The following is a 13,767-nucleotide window of genomic DNA, read 5'->3' as shown; positions in this document are numbered from 1 at the left end:
TGCGACGCTGGCCTTCAGTCGTATACCGGCCCCCCGTTAGGACAACGGTCACAGCCCCATGTCGTCCCGATCCCAGGCCAGCAGAGCCTGCCAGGTCGCATTGGGTTGCCACTGCCCGAACAGGGGCGAGCGGGCCGCCTCGGCGTCATAGTCTTCCATCAGACGCAGATAATGGGTCATAAACGCCGACACCCGGTAATTCATGATGCAGTGAATGAAGATCTTCTGCTGTGGATCATCGACGCGCAAGGCCTGCAACAGCCGGCAGAATCGGCGCACATGGCTGGGTTGCGGCGCATCGAATGGCACCGGCAGGTGCAGGTAGGTCATGCCTTCACGGGTGACCAACTCCCCTTCGTTGGTCAGGGCCCGGGGATGGTCCGGCATGGCCAGGTTGATGACCGTGGTGTAGCCATGGCGCGCGATCAGTGCAAACTGCTCCGGCGTGGGCTGACCCGCGGTCCCGAAATGCTCGGTGAGTGGCACGAAATTGAAGATGCGATCCACGTCAGGCTCCCTGTGATCGGTTGGCGGGTCAGTCAGCCGGTTTATCGGAGCTGACATCCGGCCGAACGCTGAGCACCGCCAAATAGATCAGGCCCAGGACCGGGATCAGCGACAAAAAGGTGCCGATGATGCCCACAAGAAACGGCGTCCGGGTCTTGCGCCGCCCCAGGTAAAAACTCAAACCGCCGCCGATCAGCATGCAGGCAGCAGCGATCAGTCCCACTTCATTCAGGCTCATCGCCATGGCGCACTCCGGTTGGCCACCAGCGCCATCGTGCCTCAGGAACGCAACGTGTAGATCCGGCCGCTGTCCCGACTGGCGATCTGCTGGGGCAGGTTGCCGTTATCAAAACTGTACCCGAGCAACCTTATATCCTCCGCATAGACTTCGGCAACGATGTCGCGGGTCTGGGGCGTGTAGTAATCCCGGTAATCCGCGTGATGCCTGGTGGCGGCTTCGCTCAGCCGGGCATCCACCCCGATGCGGTCGGCAACGTAGGCAAAATCGGCCTCGATATTCTCGACAAAGCCGACAAAGTCCAGGCGCACTTTCTCACGCCGATCCAGCATGTAGTAGTACTGCGGCGTGAAGTGATGCCATTGGCGCACCTGCCGGCGGGTCAGCCAGTGACGCACAAACTCGTCAAAGTCGGCGTATCCGCTCAAGTGGTCTTCATACCAGTGGCGGTCCTGCTCACCGGCACCGCCGCGCTTCAGGTAAAAGTAAGCCGACACCAGCCGATCCCAGGGATTGCGGACAAAGGTGAACTTGAAGTAGTCGGCGATGCAGCGGGGTTCGAAGATGTTGAGGTACTGCTCCAGCGTGGTGTAGCCACCACCCCGGTTGCCGAACAGGCACTGGTTGATGGCGTCGCCGGCACACTTGGGGATGTGTACGAAGATCGCCTGCTGTTCGTCGAATGACCGGTAGGAAAAGCCGTCCTCGGTCACGGTGGTGCGCCGCTGCTGTTCCGTCTCGAAGGCTTCCTTTGCCTTCAGGCGGTAGTCCCAGCGTTTGAGTTGCAAATACAGGTGGGAGGGCAGTTTCTCCCAGATGTCGTGTTTCATGGCCCAATCTCCCTATCTGGCGGATGAACAAGGGAGAACACGCTCTCCCCTGCCCACACCGCCAAGGATAGCGGCGCAAACCAGTGTGACCAGTGTGGTCAGGGACGACACGGCCACTTTGTCTGCAGATTGGACGCCCGCGCCAGCGGGTTATGCGACTTTTAGCTGAGCCAGCCGAAACGATCCGGGGTGCGACCGGATTGCAGCGCACGCAGGGCTTCGCTCAGCTTGCGGGTGTTGGGACCGACGCCACCGTCGCCCACCTGATAGCGCTCACCGCCGTGGATAAAGGCGCCAACGCCGGAGAGTACCGCCGCGGTGCCGGACAGGGCCGCCTCGCCGGTGCGGATCCAGTCCTTGATCTCATCCACGGTGAAGTCGCGCTCGATGACCTCGTAGCCCAGGTCCCGCGCCAGGGTGATCACCGAGTCCCGGGTGATGCCGTGCAGGAAGGACGGATCCAGCGGCTTGGTGAGCAGCCGGTTGTCGTCGATCAGGAAGAAGTTGGAGGCGCCGGTTTCCTGGACGTCGCCGTTGGGGCAGAACAGGACCTGGTCGGCACTGAATTCCTTCTTCGCACGCATCACGTGGCGCAGGGCCGAGGCGTAATTACCGCCGGTCTTGGCCTGGCCGAAGCCCGGCGTGCTGCGCATTTCCTGATCCTCGATCAGGATGTTCAGGCCCCGGCCGCCAGCGAAGTATTCCCCCACCGGTGAGGCCAGCACGTACACCATCGCTTCCGCCGACGGCGCACCGGCCGCGCCGATGTTCTCCTCGGTGCCGATCAGCGTCGGGCGCAGGTACAGCGCACCCGGCGCATCGGGAATATCGCCGTGTCCCAGGGCCACCACCTCGCGGATCATGGCTTCCATCATGTCCGCCGGCGGCTGTGGCAGGCACAGCAAGGCAGCACTGCGCTGGAAGCGGGCAATGTGCTGGTCGAGACGGAAAATCTTGATTTCGCCGTCCGGCATGCGATACGCCTTCAGGCCTTCGAAACAGGTACTCCCGTAATGCAGCACGTGCGATGCCGGATGCAGGGGCAACGGGCCCACCGGTACGGTTTCCACGCCCTGCCACTGACCGTCGCTGTAACGCGCCAGGGTCATCTGGCTGGTGAACGCGGTGCCGAACGGTGCGGCGGTCTTGGCTGTTGCGGTTTCGGGAGCAACCTCTTCCATCAATCTGTCCTCATAAAACGGTGGCGTGGCGAGACCCACCCGGCGGGTTACAAGACGGGCCGGGGGAACTGTTCAAAATACCACCTGCAGCGCAAACCGCACAGAGACAGATTCAAAATCGGGACCGGTACAGTTGATTTGGGAAATGATCTTTTCGTCAAAAAACAGGAAACTGTACCGCATCGGGACAGGAGGCCGGGCAGCCGCGGGATCGCAGCGGCCCGGCTTGGGAGGGAGACGTGTCCGGTTCGCCCCTCAGTCGAGGGCTTTGGCCGGGCCGAAGAACTCGAAGTGCTGATCTTCGTCCGCCACGCCACGTTGCTTCAGCAGCTGGCGCATATGCTGGAGCATCGGCGTCGGACCGCAGAAGTACCAGACCGCCTTTTCACCACCCACCAGTTCATCCAGCAGGGTGTTATCCACAAAGCCCTCACTGTCGCAGCGGCCGGCCACCCGCTCACCGGCCTGCGGCTCGCTGAAACGCACGTGCAGGGTGAGGTTGTCATACCGCTTCTCCAGCGCCTCAAGCTCGGTCGCAAAGGGCTGGACCGCGCCGTTCAGGGCCGCCTGGATAAAGACGATCGGCCGCTGGGCCGGGGATTCGTCCAGCGCCACCTGCAGCATGGACATCAGCGGGGTGATGCCCACGCCACCGGCCACGAAGACCAGCGGCTTGTCGGCTTCCTGCGGCAGTTCCAGGGTGAACTCGCCGGCCGGCGGTGCCACCTCGATGCTGTCACCGGTGCGCAGTTTGTCGTGCAGGTAGCTGGACACCACACCGTCCGGCAGGCCTGCGCCATCACCCGTTTCGCGTTTGACGCTGATGCGGAACCAGGGCTCACCCGGCATGTTGGAAACGCTGTAGTTGCGCATGGTGGTCGTGCCGTCCGCCAGCGGAATCCGCACAGTGAGGTACTGGCCGGGCTGGTGCATCGCCAGCTTGCTGCCGTCCGCCGGGCACAGGTAGAAGGACTCGATGTTGTCGCTGCACCGCTCACGCTTCTCCACCAGGAACGGCTTGAAGCCTTCCCAGCCGTAGGTGTCTTCCTGCTGCTGATAAATCTGGCCTTCGCGCTGGATGAAGAGATCCGCCAGCACGCCATAGGCTTCGCCCCAGGCGTTGATGATGTCGTCAGTGGCCGCCTCACCCAATACCTCGCGGATGGACGCCAGCAGGCTCTCACCCACGATCGGATAGTGCTCCGCCTTGATCCCCAGGGACGCGTGTTTCTGGGCGATCAGTTCCACCGCACCGGCCAGGGCCGCCGGGTTGTCGATGTGCTGGGCGTAGGCGCAGATTGCCCCGGCCAGGGCCCGCTGCTGGGTGCCGGCCTGTTGGTGGGCCGGATTGAAGAACGCCTTCACCTCCGGGTTGTGGGTGAACATCCGCTGGTAGAAATGGCGGGTCAGGGTTTCGCCGTGTTCCTGCAGGACAGGCACGGTCTGTTTGATGACATCGATGGTGGCGGGGCTGAGCATGGCCGATCTCCTTTTTGGATCAAAAGCACGCGGTTTCAAGGACACAAGTTTCAAGGACACCAAAGCGATCGCGATTCGGACGCGGCGCTTAAAGTGGTATTTTACTTACCTCTTTAAATAGGCATATTATTTACCAAATTATGAAAGGTCAATAGGCATGCAACTCACCGCGCATACTGATTACTCCCTACGCCTGCTCATCTACATGGCGGTGCGTACGGATGCCGAGCCGGCCACCGTGCAGGATGTCGCGCTGCATTACGGGATTTCCGCCAACCACGTGGCCAAGGTGGCCCGTACCCTGGTGCAGCTGGGTTACCTGAAGAGTCAGCGAGGCCGGGGCGGCGGACTGGAACTCACCCGGGCGCCCAACGAGATCAACATCGGAGAAGTGGTCCGCAAGACAGAGAACCTGCGGCTACTGGAATGCTTCGGGCCGAATTCCACCTGCCCCATCGAACCCGGCTGCGCCCTCAAAGGCGTGCTGGGGGAAGCGCTACAGGCGTTTATCGACGTGCTGGACCGGTACGTGCTGTCGGATGTGGTGGAAAACCGGCAGGAATTGCGGGGGCTGCTGGCGAAGCAGGCGGCGAGCTAGAAGGTACTGCCTTTGACGCCGAGCCGATCAAGAAACACGTGCAGCTCGGCTTCACTCATATTGATGTGCTCGACCACCCGGCCATAGAGCATGGCCGTGGGCACATTGCGCCCGCCCAGTTCCTTCTGGGTCTCGCTGAGCACGTAGAGAATCAGCCGTTCCACGCGGTTCAGCCCATCGCGCACATCGGGGATAAAATCACATTCGTCCTGATATTCCATGGGCCTGCCCTCGCGGTTGGAAACCCAAGTATGAAAAATCGACCGCCATCGGGCAACCGGCCGTCAGATTGATCCGGGGCAATATCCCCATCGCCCACCGGCGTTAGGCTGATGACTCACCTTCAGCCTGCAGGAAGCGCCACCCATGCGTGCCATGGTCCTCCATCAGCAACGCCAACCCCTCCGCCTTGAGGACGTTCCGATCCCGGAACCCGACGACCATCAGGTGCAGATCCGCGTGACGGCCTGCGGCATCTGCCGGACCGACCTCCACGTGGTGGATGCCGACCTGACCGAGCCGGCGCTGCCGCTGATTCCCGGACACCAGATCGTCGGCATCGTTTCCAAAACCGGCCGCAACGTACGCGGCTTCGAAGTGGGCCAGCGTATCGGCGTGCCCTGGCTGGGCGGCAGTTGCGGTCACTGCGATTATTGCCAGAGCGACCGGGAAAACCTCTGCGACAATGCCCGCTACACCGGTTACCAGATCAACGGCGGCTTCGCCGAATACACCGTCGCCGATGCCAGTTACTGCTTCCCGATTCCCGACGGCTTCAGTGACCAACAGGCCGCGCCGTTGCTCTGCGCCGGCCTGATCGGCTACCGCGCCTACCGGCGAATCAGCGATGCCTGGCACATCGGCCTGTACGGCTTTGGCTCGGCGGCCCACATCCTGATCCAGGTGGCCCGCCATGCCGGCCAGGCCGTCTACGCCTTCACCCGGCCGGGGGATACCGAGGCAAAATCCTTCGCCCTGTCCCTCGGTGCGACCTGGGTCGGGGATGCCTCCATGACGCCCCCACACCTTCTGGACGGCGCCATCATCTTCGCCCCGGCGGGCGAGCTGGTGCCCGACGCTTTGCACACCGTGCGCAAGGGCGGTCGCGTCGTCTGCGCCGGCATCCACATGTCCGACATCCCGTCGTTCCCTTACGACCTGCTCTGGGGCGAGCGGGAACTCTGTTCCATCGCCAACCTGACCCGGCGCGACGGCGAAGCCTTCCTGCCCCTGGCAGCCCGGATTCCGGTGGAGACCACCGTCCACACCTACCCCCTGGAGCGGGCGAACGAGGCACTGGATGATTTGCGAGCCGGGCGCTTCAATGGCTCCGCCGTCCTGACGCTGTGATGGGCCTCAGCCGACCCGTTCGGCCTCAATCGTATTCAGCGGCTTGCGGCAAATCGTCGGTAATGTCGAACCACGGCGCTTTGCTCCCCACGAACACATGGCGCTCCGCTTTGACGCCCGGGTCCGTGTCCAGCGTTCCCAGCGGGAAGCCGTAAATGTCGGGATGCTCATCAAAGCGCGTATACAGGCTGGAACCGCAGCGCGAGCAGAATCCCTTGTGCTCGCCAGGCGACGATTCAAAGAACGTGATCAACTCCGCGCCGGTCAACGTCGTCCAGTCCGCCGCATTCACCTTCGCCCGCGTGCGAAACGCCGAGGCGTGCAGTTTACGGCACATGGAGCAATGGCAGTTCAGTACATCCGTCAGTTCGCCGTGGATTTCATAAGCCACACCGCCGCAGAGGCAGCTGCCTTTATGGATCATCGACGTTTCTCCTTGTCGAAGTTTAAAAAGAAGGCATTCGGCCGTCACAACTCATTGCCAGAGGCCGTCACACATCACGGGGTAGCTGGCCGGCGAGAACCCGTCGAAACGGATGTCCCTGACCCGGTTCAAGTCACGCCACAACAAACGATGCCCCTTGAGTCTGCGGGTGATGCGGGTGGCCTGTTGCAGGCGAGCCAACTCCTCACCCGTCGCTTCCCGCGCGTCGCTTACCTCGCCGAACAGACGCACGGCGGGCGCCGAGCTGAACTGTCCCTTCATCAGCGATTTCAGCCAGAACCCCGTACTGCTGTTTACGCCCATCAGGCACACCCTTCGGTTGTGCTCGAAATTTCTGGGCATCACTTTTGAGTAGGCATCGAAGTAGTAACCGGTCATATCGTCCCGGAAGAAGACATGGCCGATCGGCGTGACGTGAGGATTGCCGTCTGCATCGACGGTGGCAATCGAGAAAAAACGGTTGGCGCGCCGGGCATGACCCAGCACGTTCAGAATCGCAGTCCAATTCCTTTCCAGATCCATTCCCTGTTCCTTGGGTTAAGCAGGCAAATTCGAGGCTTTCCAGCCTGTGTGTTGTTATTGAAGCACGTACACACGCCATTGCCTGTTAGATGCTCCGCAGTTTGAAGCTGTTCGTACGTGTAGCCGACGCTTTAGCTTCGGAGGGGACGTAGTCCCCCGACACAATCTGGCAAGCTACCGCCTGCTCCGAAGCTAAAGCGTCGGCTACATTAAGAATTACCTGCGTTGTGCCTGAACCAGGCCGTAACTGGTTGAGCGGCCTACATCAGCTCAACCTACCCTGCCGTCTCACAATATCGACTGAAAGCCTGACGAGGAATGATCGCAGACTGCAGGTTTTTGCAGCGCATAGGCATTTGATTGAGCTCGTAGATAATCCCGGGAACGTCGGCGGCATATAGACCACCCGCCCTCCGAATCAGGAACTCATATTGAAAGGCAAGGTCGTTCATGGAACCCAAAACGGACCGGCTGTTGGATTTTCCAATGTGAACGTCAGCGTATTCCGGGAGGATTGAAGCCCGCTGAGCATCTGCCACCCCAAGCAGCAAAAGCAAGGTTTCCAGACCTTGCAAAAACATCGCCTGAAATTGCCGAACCTCGGCTCTGCGAACATCTGGCACGATAAAGTGGATCAATGTTTTATCGTTGGCGCATAAAACGCACTTGCGACCGCTGATATAGAGAAGGTTGGCGTGCCATGGACCGAGTCCGTCACCCGCAATCTCGTCCAGATGCAAATCGCCATCGGCGACCCCCATCTCTTTGCGAAGTTTGCCGGTGCATTTGATAAGCTGCATGCTTCGCACGCTCCTGATTAGTCATCATGCCGCCGATAGATATAAAGCCACAAACCAGAAGATCCGACAGAGTCAGGACATGTCACCATATCGAGTGATCAACAACCTCGGCGGGGATCTATCCAGCCTTGGTAAAAAGCTTGTGGAAAAGACGCTCAGATTCTTTCAGGCCCTCTTCAGTTAATTGCACCGATTTCGCCTTGTTTACTGGGTCGTCGATATAACCTTTCTCATGAAGCCGGTTCGTCACATCCCAATCAAACGACTTCCAAGCCCGATCTCCGTTATGCAGCGTCAGATGAAATAGGGCGAGGACAACCTCATCAATCTTTTCTTCATCAATCTCCATCTCACACCTCGATTACCTTGGTGGCATAAGAGCGGCGGAATCCTCAGCGCAGTCAGGATGACATCTTTAGCGGGTACTCGCATTAACGTCCGGATCGTGCCAGCCCAACACGCTGACACAGTAGTTCAACCCAATGATGAAGTACTCTTTCACATCGCGATTGCCGGAACTCAAAAAGCCTCCGCGCATGGACTCCTGAGCAAACCAGCCGCCACCTTGAACCTGGAACAACCAGCCATTGAAGGTCGAGCACTCAGGCCAAAACTCAAGCAAGTCTCCTTCATCCAGGGCCCGAAATCCTACAGGGGCATCAAATTCCACATCAATCCGTTCATTATCGATCGATACGGTGACAACCAGAACGTCCACATCAAACTCAAGATGAATGATTTCTACCGGCTCATCAGGGGAAAGAACCGGCTCCAACGCCCTTGCTTTCACCATGCCCCCACGACCTCAATAAACCACCGGGGCTTAATACGCCCGAAGTCACGCCGGACGCTCGACTTCAGGCCCATCTGCGAATCCAGGACTACCGCCTGGCCACCGTCCCTGGCAAACACCACCCAATGCCAAAATGGCTTACCGCTCTCAAGATGCCATTTGATGGCCAACAGGGCCCGATCCGGCAGCGCCTCCCAGGACTCAAACGGCGTTTCGCCCGGCGCAGCAGCCATCCCGAACGCATCCAACAGCCGCCGCACAGACGCCGTATCAGACCACAATGACCGGTCTGACGCGTGAATGCCCAGAGCCGCTGCAACACGTTTCGCTTCGGCGTAGTTGACGCCGGCCAATGCGGCACAGGCCGCTATCCCGCAGCCGGTGGTTTCTTCCTGAATAACCGCTTCCACGGGTTTACTCTGACCGGAACACATCATCAGGAGCCCCGGGGCGCAAACAGGATGATAGCCATACCGGCCAGGGCCACGGCGGAACCCACCAGATCCCACACCGTGGGCCGGATGCCATCCACCGCCCAGAGCCACAGGATGGCGACAAAGATGTAGACGCCCCCGTACGCCGCATACACCCGACCGGCCGCGGTCGGATGAAGCGACAACAGCCACGCAAAAGCCGCCAGACTCAACGCGCCCGGCACCAGCAGCCAGGCGCTCTTCCCCTCGCGCAGCCACAGGTACGGCAGATAACAGCCTATGATTTCCGCGAGGGCGGTGACCAGGAAGAGAAAGAGTGTTTTGAACACAGGCAAAAGCATTGACCTATCGTCGTTCGAATCAGCCCGGAGCGCTCAGGACCGCCTGGAAAACCGATGCCTTTACTCGGCCGAAGGAAGATTGCCGCCCAGCATGTTCTCGACCACCGCGGCGTTGTAGAAGGTTTCAACGGTCTGGATTTTATCGTCCCGGACGCGGAACCAGACCGCCAGTCGCACATCCCCGATGGGCTCGAAGTAGGTCTGGTAATCCAGGATCGCGAAGACGTGATCATCGTCAGCACTGAGCTGGCGCACGATCAGATCTTTCTGGATGGCCGCCATGCCGAACTGATAGGCCAGCATGTCATCGCGGCTGAGCAAGTGCATGTTCGGCCCGACATACTCGAACCCCTGTTCAACAAGCAGGGCCTTCGCCTCATCGAAACGCTGGGCCTGAATATCGGCGATAAACTGCGCCACGATGTCTTTTGGCTGCATAGGTGGACTCCACTTCCTGTGGGGGGCGGTTTGGACGTCTGGATTCAGGTGAATGCTACAAAACTCCGGCACCCGTTTCACGTGTATACCAGAAGTGGGGTGATGACAACGAGTCTTTGGGGATTATTTTTCAGAGCTGAGATAAAGGCCTAAGCATTCAATTGCTCACGCCAGCCCACCACTCAAGCTTACGCCTCTTCCATCGGGTAGAAGGTATAGCCGCTGCCTCCCCGTTTTTTCCACCAGGGCGCTTGGGCAATTTGTTCGAGATAAACCTGGGGGTCGGCTTCGCGGTTTGGACTGAGCATCGACAGCAAGTCCGGGTCATGGCGCACCAGATCGAGCGCTTTTTGCTCCGCCTCGTCGACGCTATTAGCCCGAACGTAACGCGTCGTGTAGAACCCCGTGAGCCGGGTGCCGTATTCCCAATTGATGGGAAAATTTTCGCCTCGTAGAAGAACCTGAAATTTGGGCATAATCGGGAATACCGCACCTGGCAAAGGCAATCAAGACTGACCAAGGCCACTCACATAGACGATCAGGACCACGGAAAGAGCCACGTAAATCAGACCCGCAAGTGACGCACCGAAGGCGGTATGTGCAGACTTGATCGCCGCATCGCTCCGGGATGTTCCCGACGTTTCAAACACCGCAATACATCGGCGAGACGCCAACAAAGCCGGTAAACAGCAAACGATGGCCAGAATAGCCGCCGGTAGCCAGCCGGTTTGATAAGGAAGGAGAACGAGCACGAGCGGAGCGAGAGGCAACAAAAGAACGAACCAGGCAAGGCTCTTGGGACTTTGGAATTCGTCAAAAATCGATGATTCCCGACGGACAGACAGTGCGATTCGAACGGCAACGATCAAGAACACGACGAAGAAGATGACGTCCAGCATTCCTTTGCTCCTTTGTTGTCATCAACGGGCGTTTGGTATCGCTTCACACGAAGCCCCAGGGGAAGTCCACGGCCCTTGTTATGTGTCTAGACCAGCACAATAGCTGAGACCAAGCCCACCAGCACCAGGATGGCCGACACCCACATGAGCATCCTGTGATTTGCCGGTGAAAATATCTGGTATGTTCGAAGACAAAAGTGCCCGATAAGCAGGCCCGCCACACCAAACCACAACAGTGAGACCAGATAAGCACCGGAGCCGTGATAAACAGCGTTCGAACCACGCCCCCAGAAAACTGCTTCAGCGTTCGACAGAAGCAGCATCGTGTGACCAATCAGCACCACGGGCAGAACAACACCCAATACCAAGACCTCTACCTTTTTGAAGCGAGGAATGTTGTTCATCATTTCCTTACATTTAACACCATGCGAATCGACCAATTTGGAGGCGCTACCGCGCTGGGGGAAGTCCACGGTCAGCTTCACCCACCTGTTACGTTTTGAGTCTGGCACTGAGTTCGTCGGCGGTGTAAGTGAGAGAATCTTGGCCGTAGCGGGGCGAAGCCAAAACATCGATGATTTGTAAGCTTGGCGAACCCAACCAGGCAGTACCCAGGAAATTGCTCATCGGGACAAACATCGATGACAGCCCTTTTTGGCCCAACTTCTCGGAAAACACTTCTGCTTTTTCTGCTGACGACCAAACAGGAAGAGCCCTGCCGCCCTCTGTTGGTAAGGCATAAAGTGATTGGCCAGCCATGAGCACCCAAACACCATCTTGCTCCTGAACGGAGGCGATAAATTCGCGATCACCGATGACTTCTACATTCATTCAAATACTCGATGCATTGTCGACGACGAAACGCAACGCGAAGCTTTGAGGCAATTTTGGAGCCGCGAAGCGGTGGAAAAATTGTCCGGCAACAGCGGTTGGTTATGCATTATTCATAGTGGCTCCAGAGCCTGAGGACTTTTATCACTTGCTCGTCCTCTAGCACTTGGTAAACCAGACGGTGCTGAATATTGATTCGGCGTGAATAGGCTCCCGCAAGATCACCAATGAGCTTCTCAAACGGAGGCGGCTTGCGGTATGGATCATCCGCTATCAGCGCTAAGAGTTCCTGGGCTTTTGGTTTTAGGCCACTGGAGGCCAACTTCTTTGCATCTTTCTGGGCTTGCTTGGTGTAAACCAACTTCCATGTCACCAGTCCAGCTCCTTATCGCATTCGTCCACGGGGGTATCCATCCCCTCACGAATAGACTCCCGCATACCTGGTACTGAGAGCAGGTATAGTGTTTCCTGAATAGCAGACCAGTCTTCTTCGGATACCAGAACAGCTTTGTTCCGCTTACCCGTGATGATGATCGGTTGGTGGGACTCCGCAGTTTCATCAATCAACCGATAAAGGTTGCTGCGCGCCTCAGTTGCTGTGATTCCGGTCATGACGCACCTCTTGCGTGTTTAACTTTTAATCAAAGTGTACGCCTATAGGTACGTACGTCAAGACGAACGTTTTGCATAACGCCAGCCAGCATGCGCGACTGCGGAATGAAGGCGAAGCCGCAATGCAGTAGGCGTCGCCGTGCCTGGCCTTGTTAGCCATTGGGTGCCACAACAGACAGCACAAAATTTTTCGGAGGGCTGAGCTGACAATTGCGAGCCCCTTCTGCAGCGCCCCAGCCAAGCCAAACCCGATTTTCTTTCTCTGCCATTTGGCCCAATAGGAGTTGGTAACTGCTCTGTAGCGCCAAAAGCTCACCATTTTTATAGTCTTCAATAAGGAAAATAAATTTCCTCACATCGTATTTATTACGAGGTCCATACCGATAGCGGATAACGACATCAGACACATTGGTTTTGCTTTGACGTTGCCGATAATGTTCTTTTCCTCCAACCATGCCGCACAGCCCTAGCTTGAGCTGATCTTTATTGGTCGCAGAGATTATAAAGCTTCCCTCGCAAAGCAAATTGGTCCGCGGTCTTGAGGAGCTCAAATCATCGCTGCTGAATAGAAGCTGTACGGTTTGAAACCTTTCCGGCTCGCTTAATAGCTCAGAAGCCAATTTTGTTGGATAGTAATCTTGTTCGTTTACACCCGAAACGGGGTAATACTCCAAAGCAATGCTGTTAGAAAGTACCTTCGAAAAGACTTGTTCCTGTGCAGTTCGACATGCCTCTTCGAAGTGAGCAAACCTCTCATCGTCCGTAACTCGATCGGTCAGATACGATAAAAACGCAACCAAGGCAATTGCGGATATGATCATTGCAAGAGCGATTTTCAAAAACCTTTACCTCGGTTCTGGCTAACGCCCGTAGCATGCGCAGGCAAAACGCGCCAGCGGTTTGACTGTCGTATGCCTACGCTTGTTAAGGCTTGGGAGCTCTGATAGTAGGCTTTTCATATGAAATTACACTCACGCAGTCATTAATACCTAACATTAAGTACTCTTCATATCCACCAGTAACTCCCGTAACAAAGCCAGGGCGAATACATTCCAGATCATACCAGCCACCTGACATTATGCTCCAAAGCCAACCTTCTACTCTTACTTCAGGCGCCCAAAATTCGTTTAAATCACCTTCATCGAGAACCCTAAAACCTTTTATATCATCAAACTCTACATAAACCGGGTGATCGACTTCTTCAAATCGTAATGTAATCCGTAAGGTCCATAGATCGTAGGAAACCTCAACTATCTCTGGCATACCTTGGTACTCGTCGGCCTCAGAGAAATTAACAACTTTCGGATTTTTTATATTTTCGATGTTCATTCTCGATTAGCCTTAATCGGGATAGGGAGGCACCTCACGATGCCCCTCCTCCCACATCACCGGGCATACGGATCACGTACCACGGCGATTCAGTGATTTGATTCAACCCGTTACCGTACTGCCAACTCCGGCAATCCATA

Annotated in this window: 24 protein-coding genes; 2 read left to right on the top strand and 22 right to left on the bottom strand. The window is 57.4% G+C overall.

Features of this window, described 5'->3' with window-relative positions; all coding sequences use genetic code 11:
* Positions 1-48: 48 nt before the first annotated feature.
* The 5 genes from EB809_RS19380 to hmpA all read right to left on the bottom strand — a co-directional run bounded on the left by EB809_RS19380 (position 49) and on the right by hmpA (position 4,235).
* Positions 49-507, bottom strand: a complete 459-nt coding sequence (locus tag EB809_RS19380) for a protein tyrosine phosphatase family protein (RefSeq protein WP_190294976.1) — start codon at positions 505-507, stop codon at positions 49-51.
* Between the two features lie 28 nt (positions 508-535).
* Positions 536-751 (bottom strand): hypothetical protein, encoded by a 216-nt coding sequence (locus EB809_RS19375; RefSeq protein WP_123636500.1) that lies wholly within the window; start codon positions 749-751, stop codon positions 536-538.
* A gap of 35 nt (positions 752-786) precedes the next feature.
* On the bottom strand, positions 787-1,575 hold the full coding sequence (locus tag EB809_RS19370) for a sulfotransferase family 2 domain-containing protein (RefSeq protein ID WP_123636499.1): 789 nt from the start codon (positions 1,573-1,575) through the stop codon (positions 787-789).
* A gap of 161 nt (positions 1,576-1,736) precedes the next feature.
* Positions 1,737-2,756 carry a branched-chain amino acid aminotransferase gene (locus tag EB809_RS19365; protein WP_123636498.1) on the bottom strand — a complete coding sequence of 340 codons (1,020 nt, stop codon included), beginning with the start codon at positions 2,754-2,756 and terminating at the stop codon, positions 1,737-1,739.
* Between the two features lie 255 nt (positions 2,757-3,011).
* On the bottom strand, positions 3,012-4,235 hold the full coding sequence (gene hmpA / locus EB809_RS19360) for an NO-inducible flavohemoprotein (protein WP_123636497.1): 1,224 nt from the start codon (positions 4,233-4,235) through the stop codon (positions 3,012-3,014).
* A 157-nt stretch (positions 4,236-4,392) separates the two neighbouring features.
* Between hmpA and EB809_RS19355 the strand changes: the two genes are divergently transcribed.
* Positions 4,393-4,833 carry an RrF2 family transcriptional regulator gene (locus EB809_RS19355; RefSeq protein ID WP_123636496.1) on the top strand — a complete coding sequence of 147 codons (441 nt, stop codon included), beginning with the start codon at positions 4,393-4,395 and terminating at the stop codon, positions 4,831-4,833.
* On the opposite strand, the gene EB809_RS19350 is transcribed toward EB809_RS19355, so the two are convergent.
* On the bottom strand, positions 4,830-5,054 hold the full coding sequence (locus EB809_RS19350; protein ID WP_123636495.1) for a hypothetical protein: 225 nt from the start codon (positions 5,052-5,054) through the stop codon (positions 4,830-4,832). The genes EB809_RS19355 and EB809_RS19350 overlap by 4 nt on opposite strands.
* Positions 5,055-5,199: 145 nt before the next feature.
* Here EB809_RS19350 and EB809_RS19345 point away from each other — a divergent pair, with 145 nt between their 5' ends.
* The gene (locus EB809_RS19345) at positions 5,200-6,183 is read left to right on the top strand and encodes a zinc-dependent alcohol dehydrogenase family protein (protein WP_123636494.1); all 984 of its coding nucleotides are present in this window, start codon (positions 5,200-5,202) and stop codon (positions 6,181-6,183) included.
* 25 nt (positions 6,184-6,208) lie between these two features.
* Here the strand turns inward: EB809_RS19345 and EB809_RS19340 are convergent, their stop codons facing one another.
* The 16 genes from EB809_RS19340 to EB809_RS19265 form a co-directional block, all read right to left on the bottom strand.
* Entirely contained in the window at positions 6,209-6,607 is a 399-nt protein-coding gene (locus EB809_RS19340; protein WP_123636493.1) for a GFA family protein, read from the bottom strand.
* Between the two features lie 51 nt (positions 6,608-6,658).
* A complete protein-coding gene (locus EB809_RS19335; RefSeq protein WP_123636492.1) occupies positions 6,659-7,150 on the bottom strand; it encodes a pyridoxamine 5'-phosphate oxidase family protein in 492 nt (163 codons plus the stop codon).
* 275 nt (positions 7,151-7,425) lie between these two features.
* Positions 7,426-7,950 (bottom strand): DUF6933 domain-containing protein, encoded by a 525-nt coding sequence (locus tag EB809_RS19330; RefSeq protein ID WP_123636491.1) that lies wholly within the window; start codon positions 7,948-7,950, stop codon positions 7,426-7,428.
* Positions 7,951-8,068: 118 nt separating this feature from the next.
* Complete coding sequence (locus EB809_RS19325; RefSeq protein ID WP_123636490.1) at positions 8,069-8,299, bottom strand: DUF6429 family protein; 231 nt, start codon at positions 8,297-8,299, stop codon at positions 8,069-8,071.
* Between the two features lie 66 nt (positions 8,300-8,365).
* Positions 8,366-8,743: a hypothetical protein gene (locus EB809_RS19320; protein WP_223808047.1), complete on the bottom strand. Its 378-nt coding sequence runs from the start codon at positions 8,741-8,743 to the stop codon at positions 8,366-8,368.
* Entirely contained in the window at positions 8,737-9,153 is a 417-nt protein-coding gene (locus EB809_RS19315) for a hypothetical protein (RefSeq protein ID WP_123636489.1), read from the bottom strand. Before EB809_RS19315 ends, EB809_RS19320 begins: the two co-directional genes overlap by 7 nt.
* Positions 9,154-9,179: 26 nt before the next feature.
* Positions 9,180-9,512, bottom strand: coding sequence for a YnfA family protein (locus EB809_RS19310; RefSeq protein WP_123636518.1), 333 nt, complete (start codon positions 9,510-9,512; stop codon positions 9,180-9,182).
* A gap of 66 nt (positions 9,513-9,578) precedes the next feature.
* Positions 9,579-9,956, bottom strand: a complete 378-nt coding sequence (locus tag EB809_RS19305; RefSeq protein ID WP_123636488.1) for a nuclear transport factor 2 family protein — start codon at positions 9,954-9,956, stop codon at positions 9,579-9,581.
* A gap of 188 nt (positions 9,957-10,144) precedes the next feature.
* Positions 10,145-10,432, bottom strand: a complete 288-nt coding sequence (locus EB809_RS19300; RefSeq protein WP_123636487.1) for a hypothetical protein — start codon at positions 10,430-10,432, stop codon at positions 10,145-10,147.
* Between the two features lie 30 nt (positions 10,433-10,462).
* Positions 10,463-10,855 (bottom strand): hypothetical protein, encoded by a 393-nt coding sequence (locus EB809_RS19295; RefSeq protein WP_123636486.1) that lies wholly within the window; start codon positions 10,853-10,855, stop codon positions 10,463-10,465.
* 86 nt (positions 10,856-10,941) lie between these two features.
* On the bottom strand, positions 10,942-11,340 hold the full coding sequence (locus EB809_RS19290) for a hypothetical protein (protein ID WP_123636485.1): 399 nt from the start codon (positions 11,338-11,340) through the stop codon (positions 10,942-10,944).
* 7 nt (positions 11,341-11,347) lie between these two features.
* Positions 11,348-11,686, bottom strand: coding sequence for a DUF2750 domain-containing protein (locus tag EB809_RS19285; RefSeq protein WP_123636484.1), 339 nt, complete (start codon positions 11,684-11,686; stop codon positions 11,348-11,350).
* Between the two features lie 109 nt (positions 11,687-11,795).
* Positions 11,796-12,059, bottom strand: coding sequence for a Txe/YoeB family addiction module toxin (locus tag EB809_RS19280; protein WP_123636483.1), 264 nt, complete (start codon positions 12,057-12,059; stop codon positions 11,796-11,798).
* Entirely contained in the window at positions 12,056-12,298 is a 243-nt protein-coding gene (locus EB809_RS19275) for a type II toxin-antitoxin system Phd/YefM family antitoxin (RefSeq protein ID WP_123636482.1), read from the bottom strand. The genes EB809_RS19280 and EB809_RS19275 overlap by 4 nt, the downstream gene beginning before the upstream one ends.
* A 152-nt stretch (positions 12,299-12,450) precedes the next feature.
* Positions 12,451-13,137, bottom strand: coding sequence for a hypothetical protein (locus tag EB809_RS19270; RefSeq protein ID WP_123636481.1), 687 nt, complete (start codon positions 13,135-13,137; stop codon positions 12,451-12,453).
* A gap of 85 nt (positions 13,138-13,222) precedes the next feature.
* On the bottom strand, positions 13,223-13,627 hold the full coding sequence (locus EB809_RS19265; protein ID WP_123636480.1) for a hypothetical protein: 405 nt from the start codon (positions 13,625-13,627) through the stop codon (positions 13,223-13,225).
* Positions 13,628-13,767 lie beyond the last annotated feature (140 nt).

Source organism: Marinobacter sp. R17, assembly GCF_003789045.1.
Taxonomy (GTDB): Bacteria; Pseudomonadota; Gammaproteobacteria; order Pseudomonadales; family Oleiphilaceae; genus Marinobacter_A; species Marinobacter_A mangrovi.
Note: the sequence above shows the minus strand (reverse complement) of the source record. Positions and strands in the feature narration are given on the sequence as shown.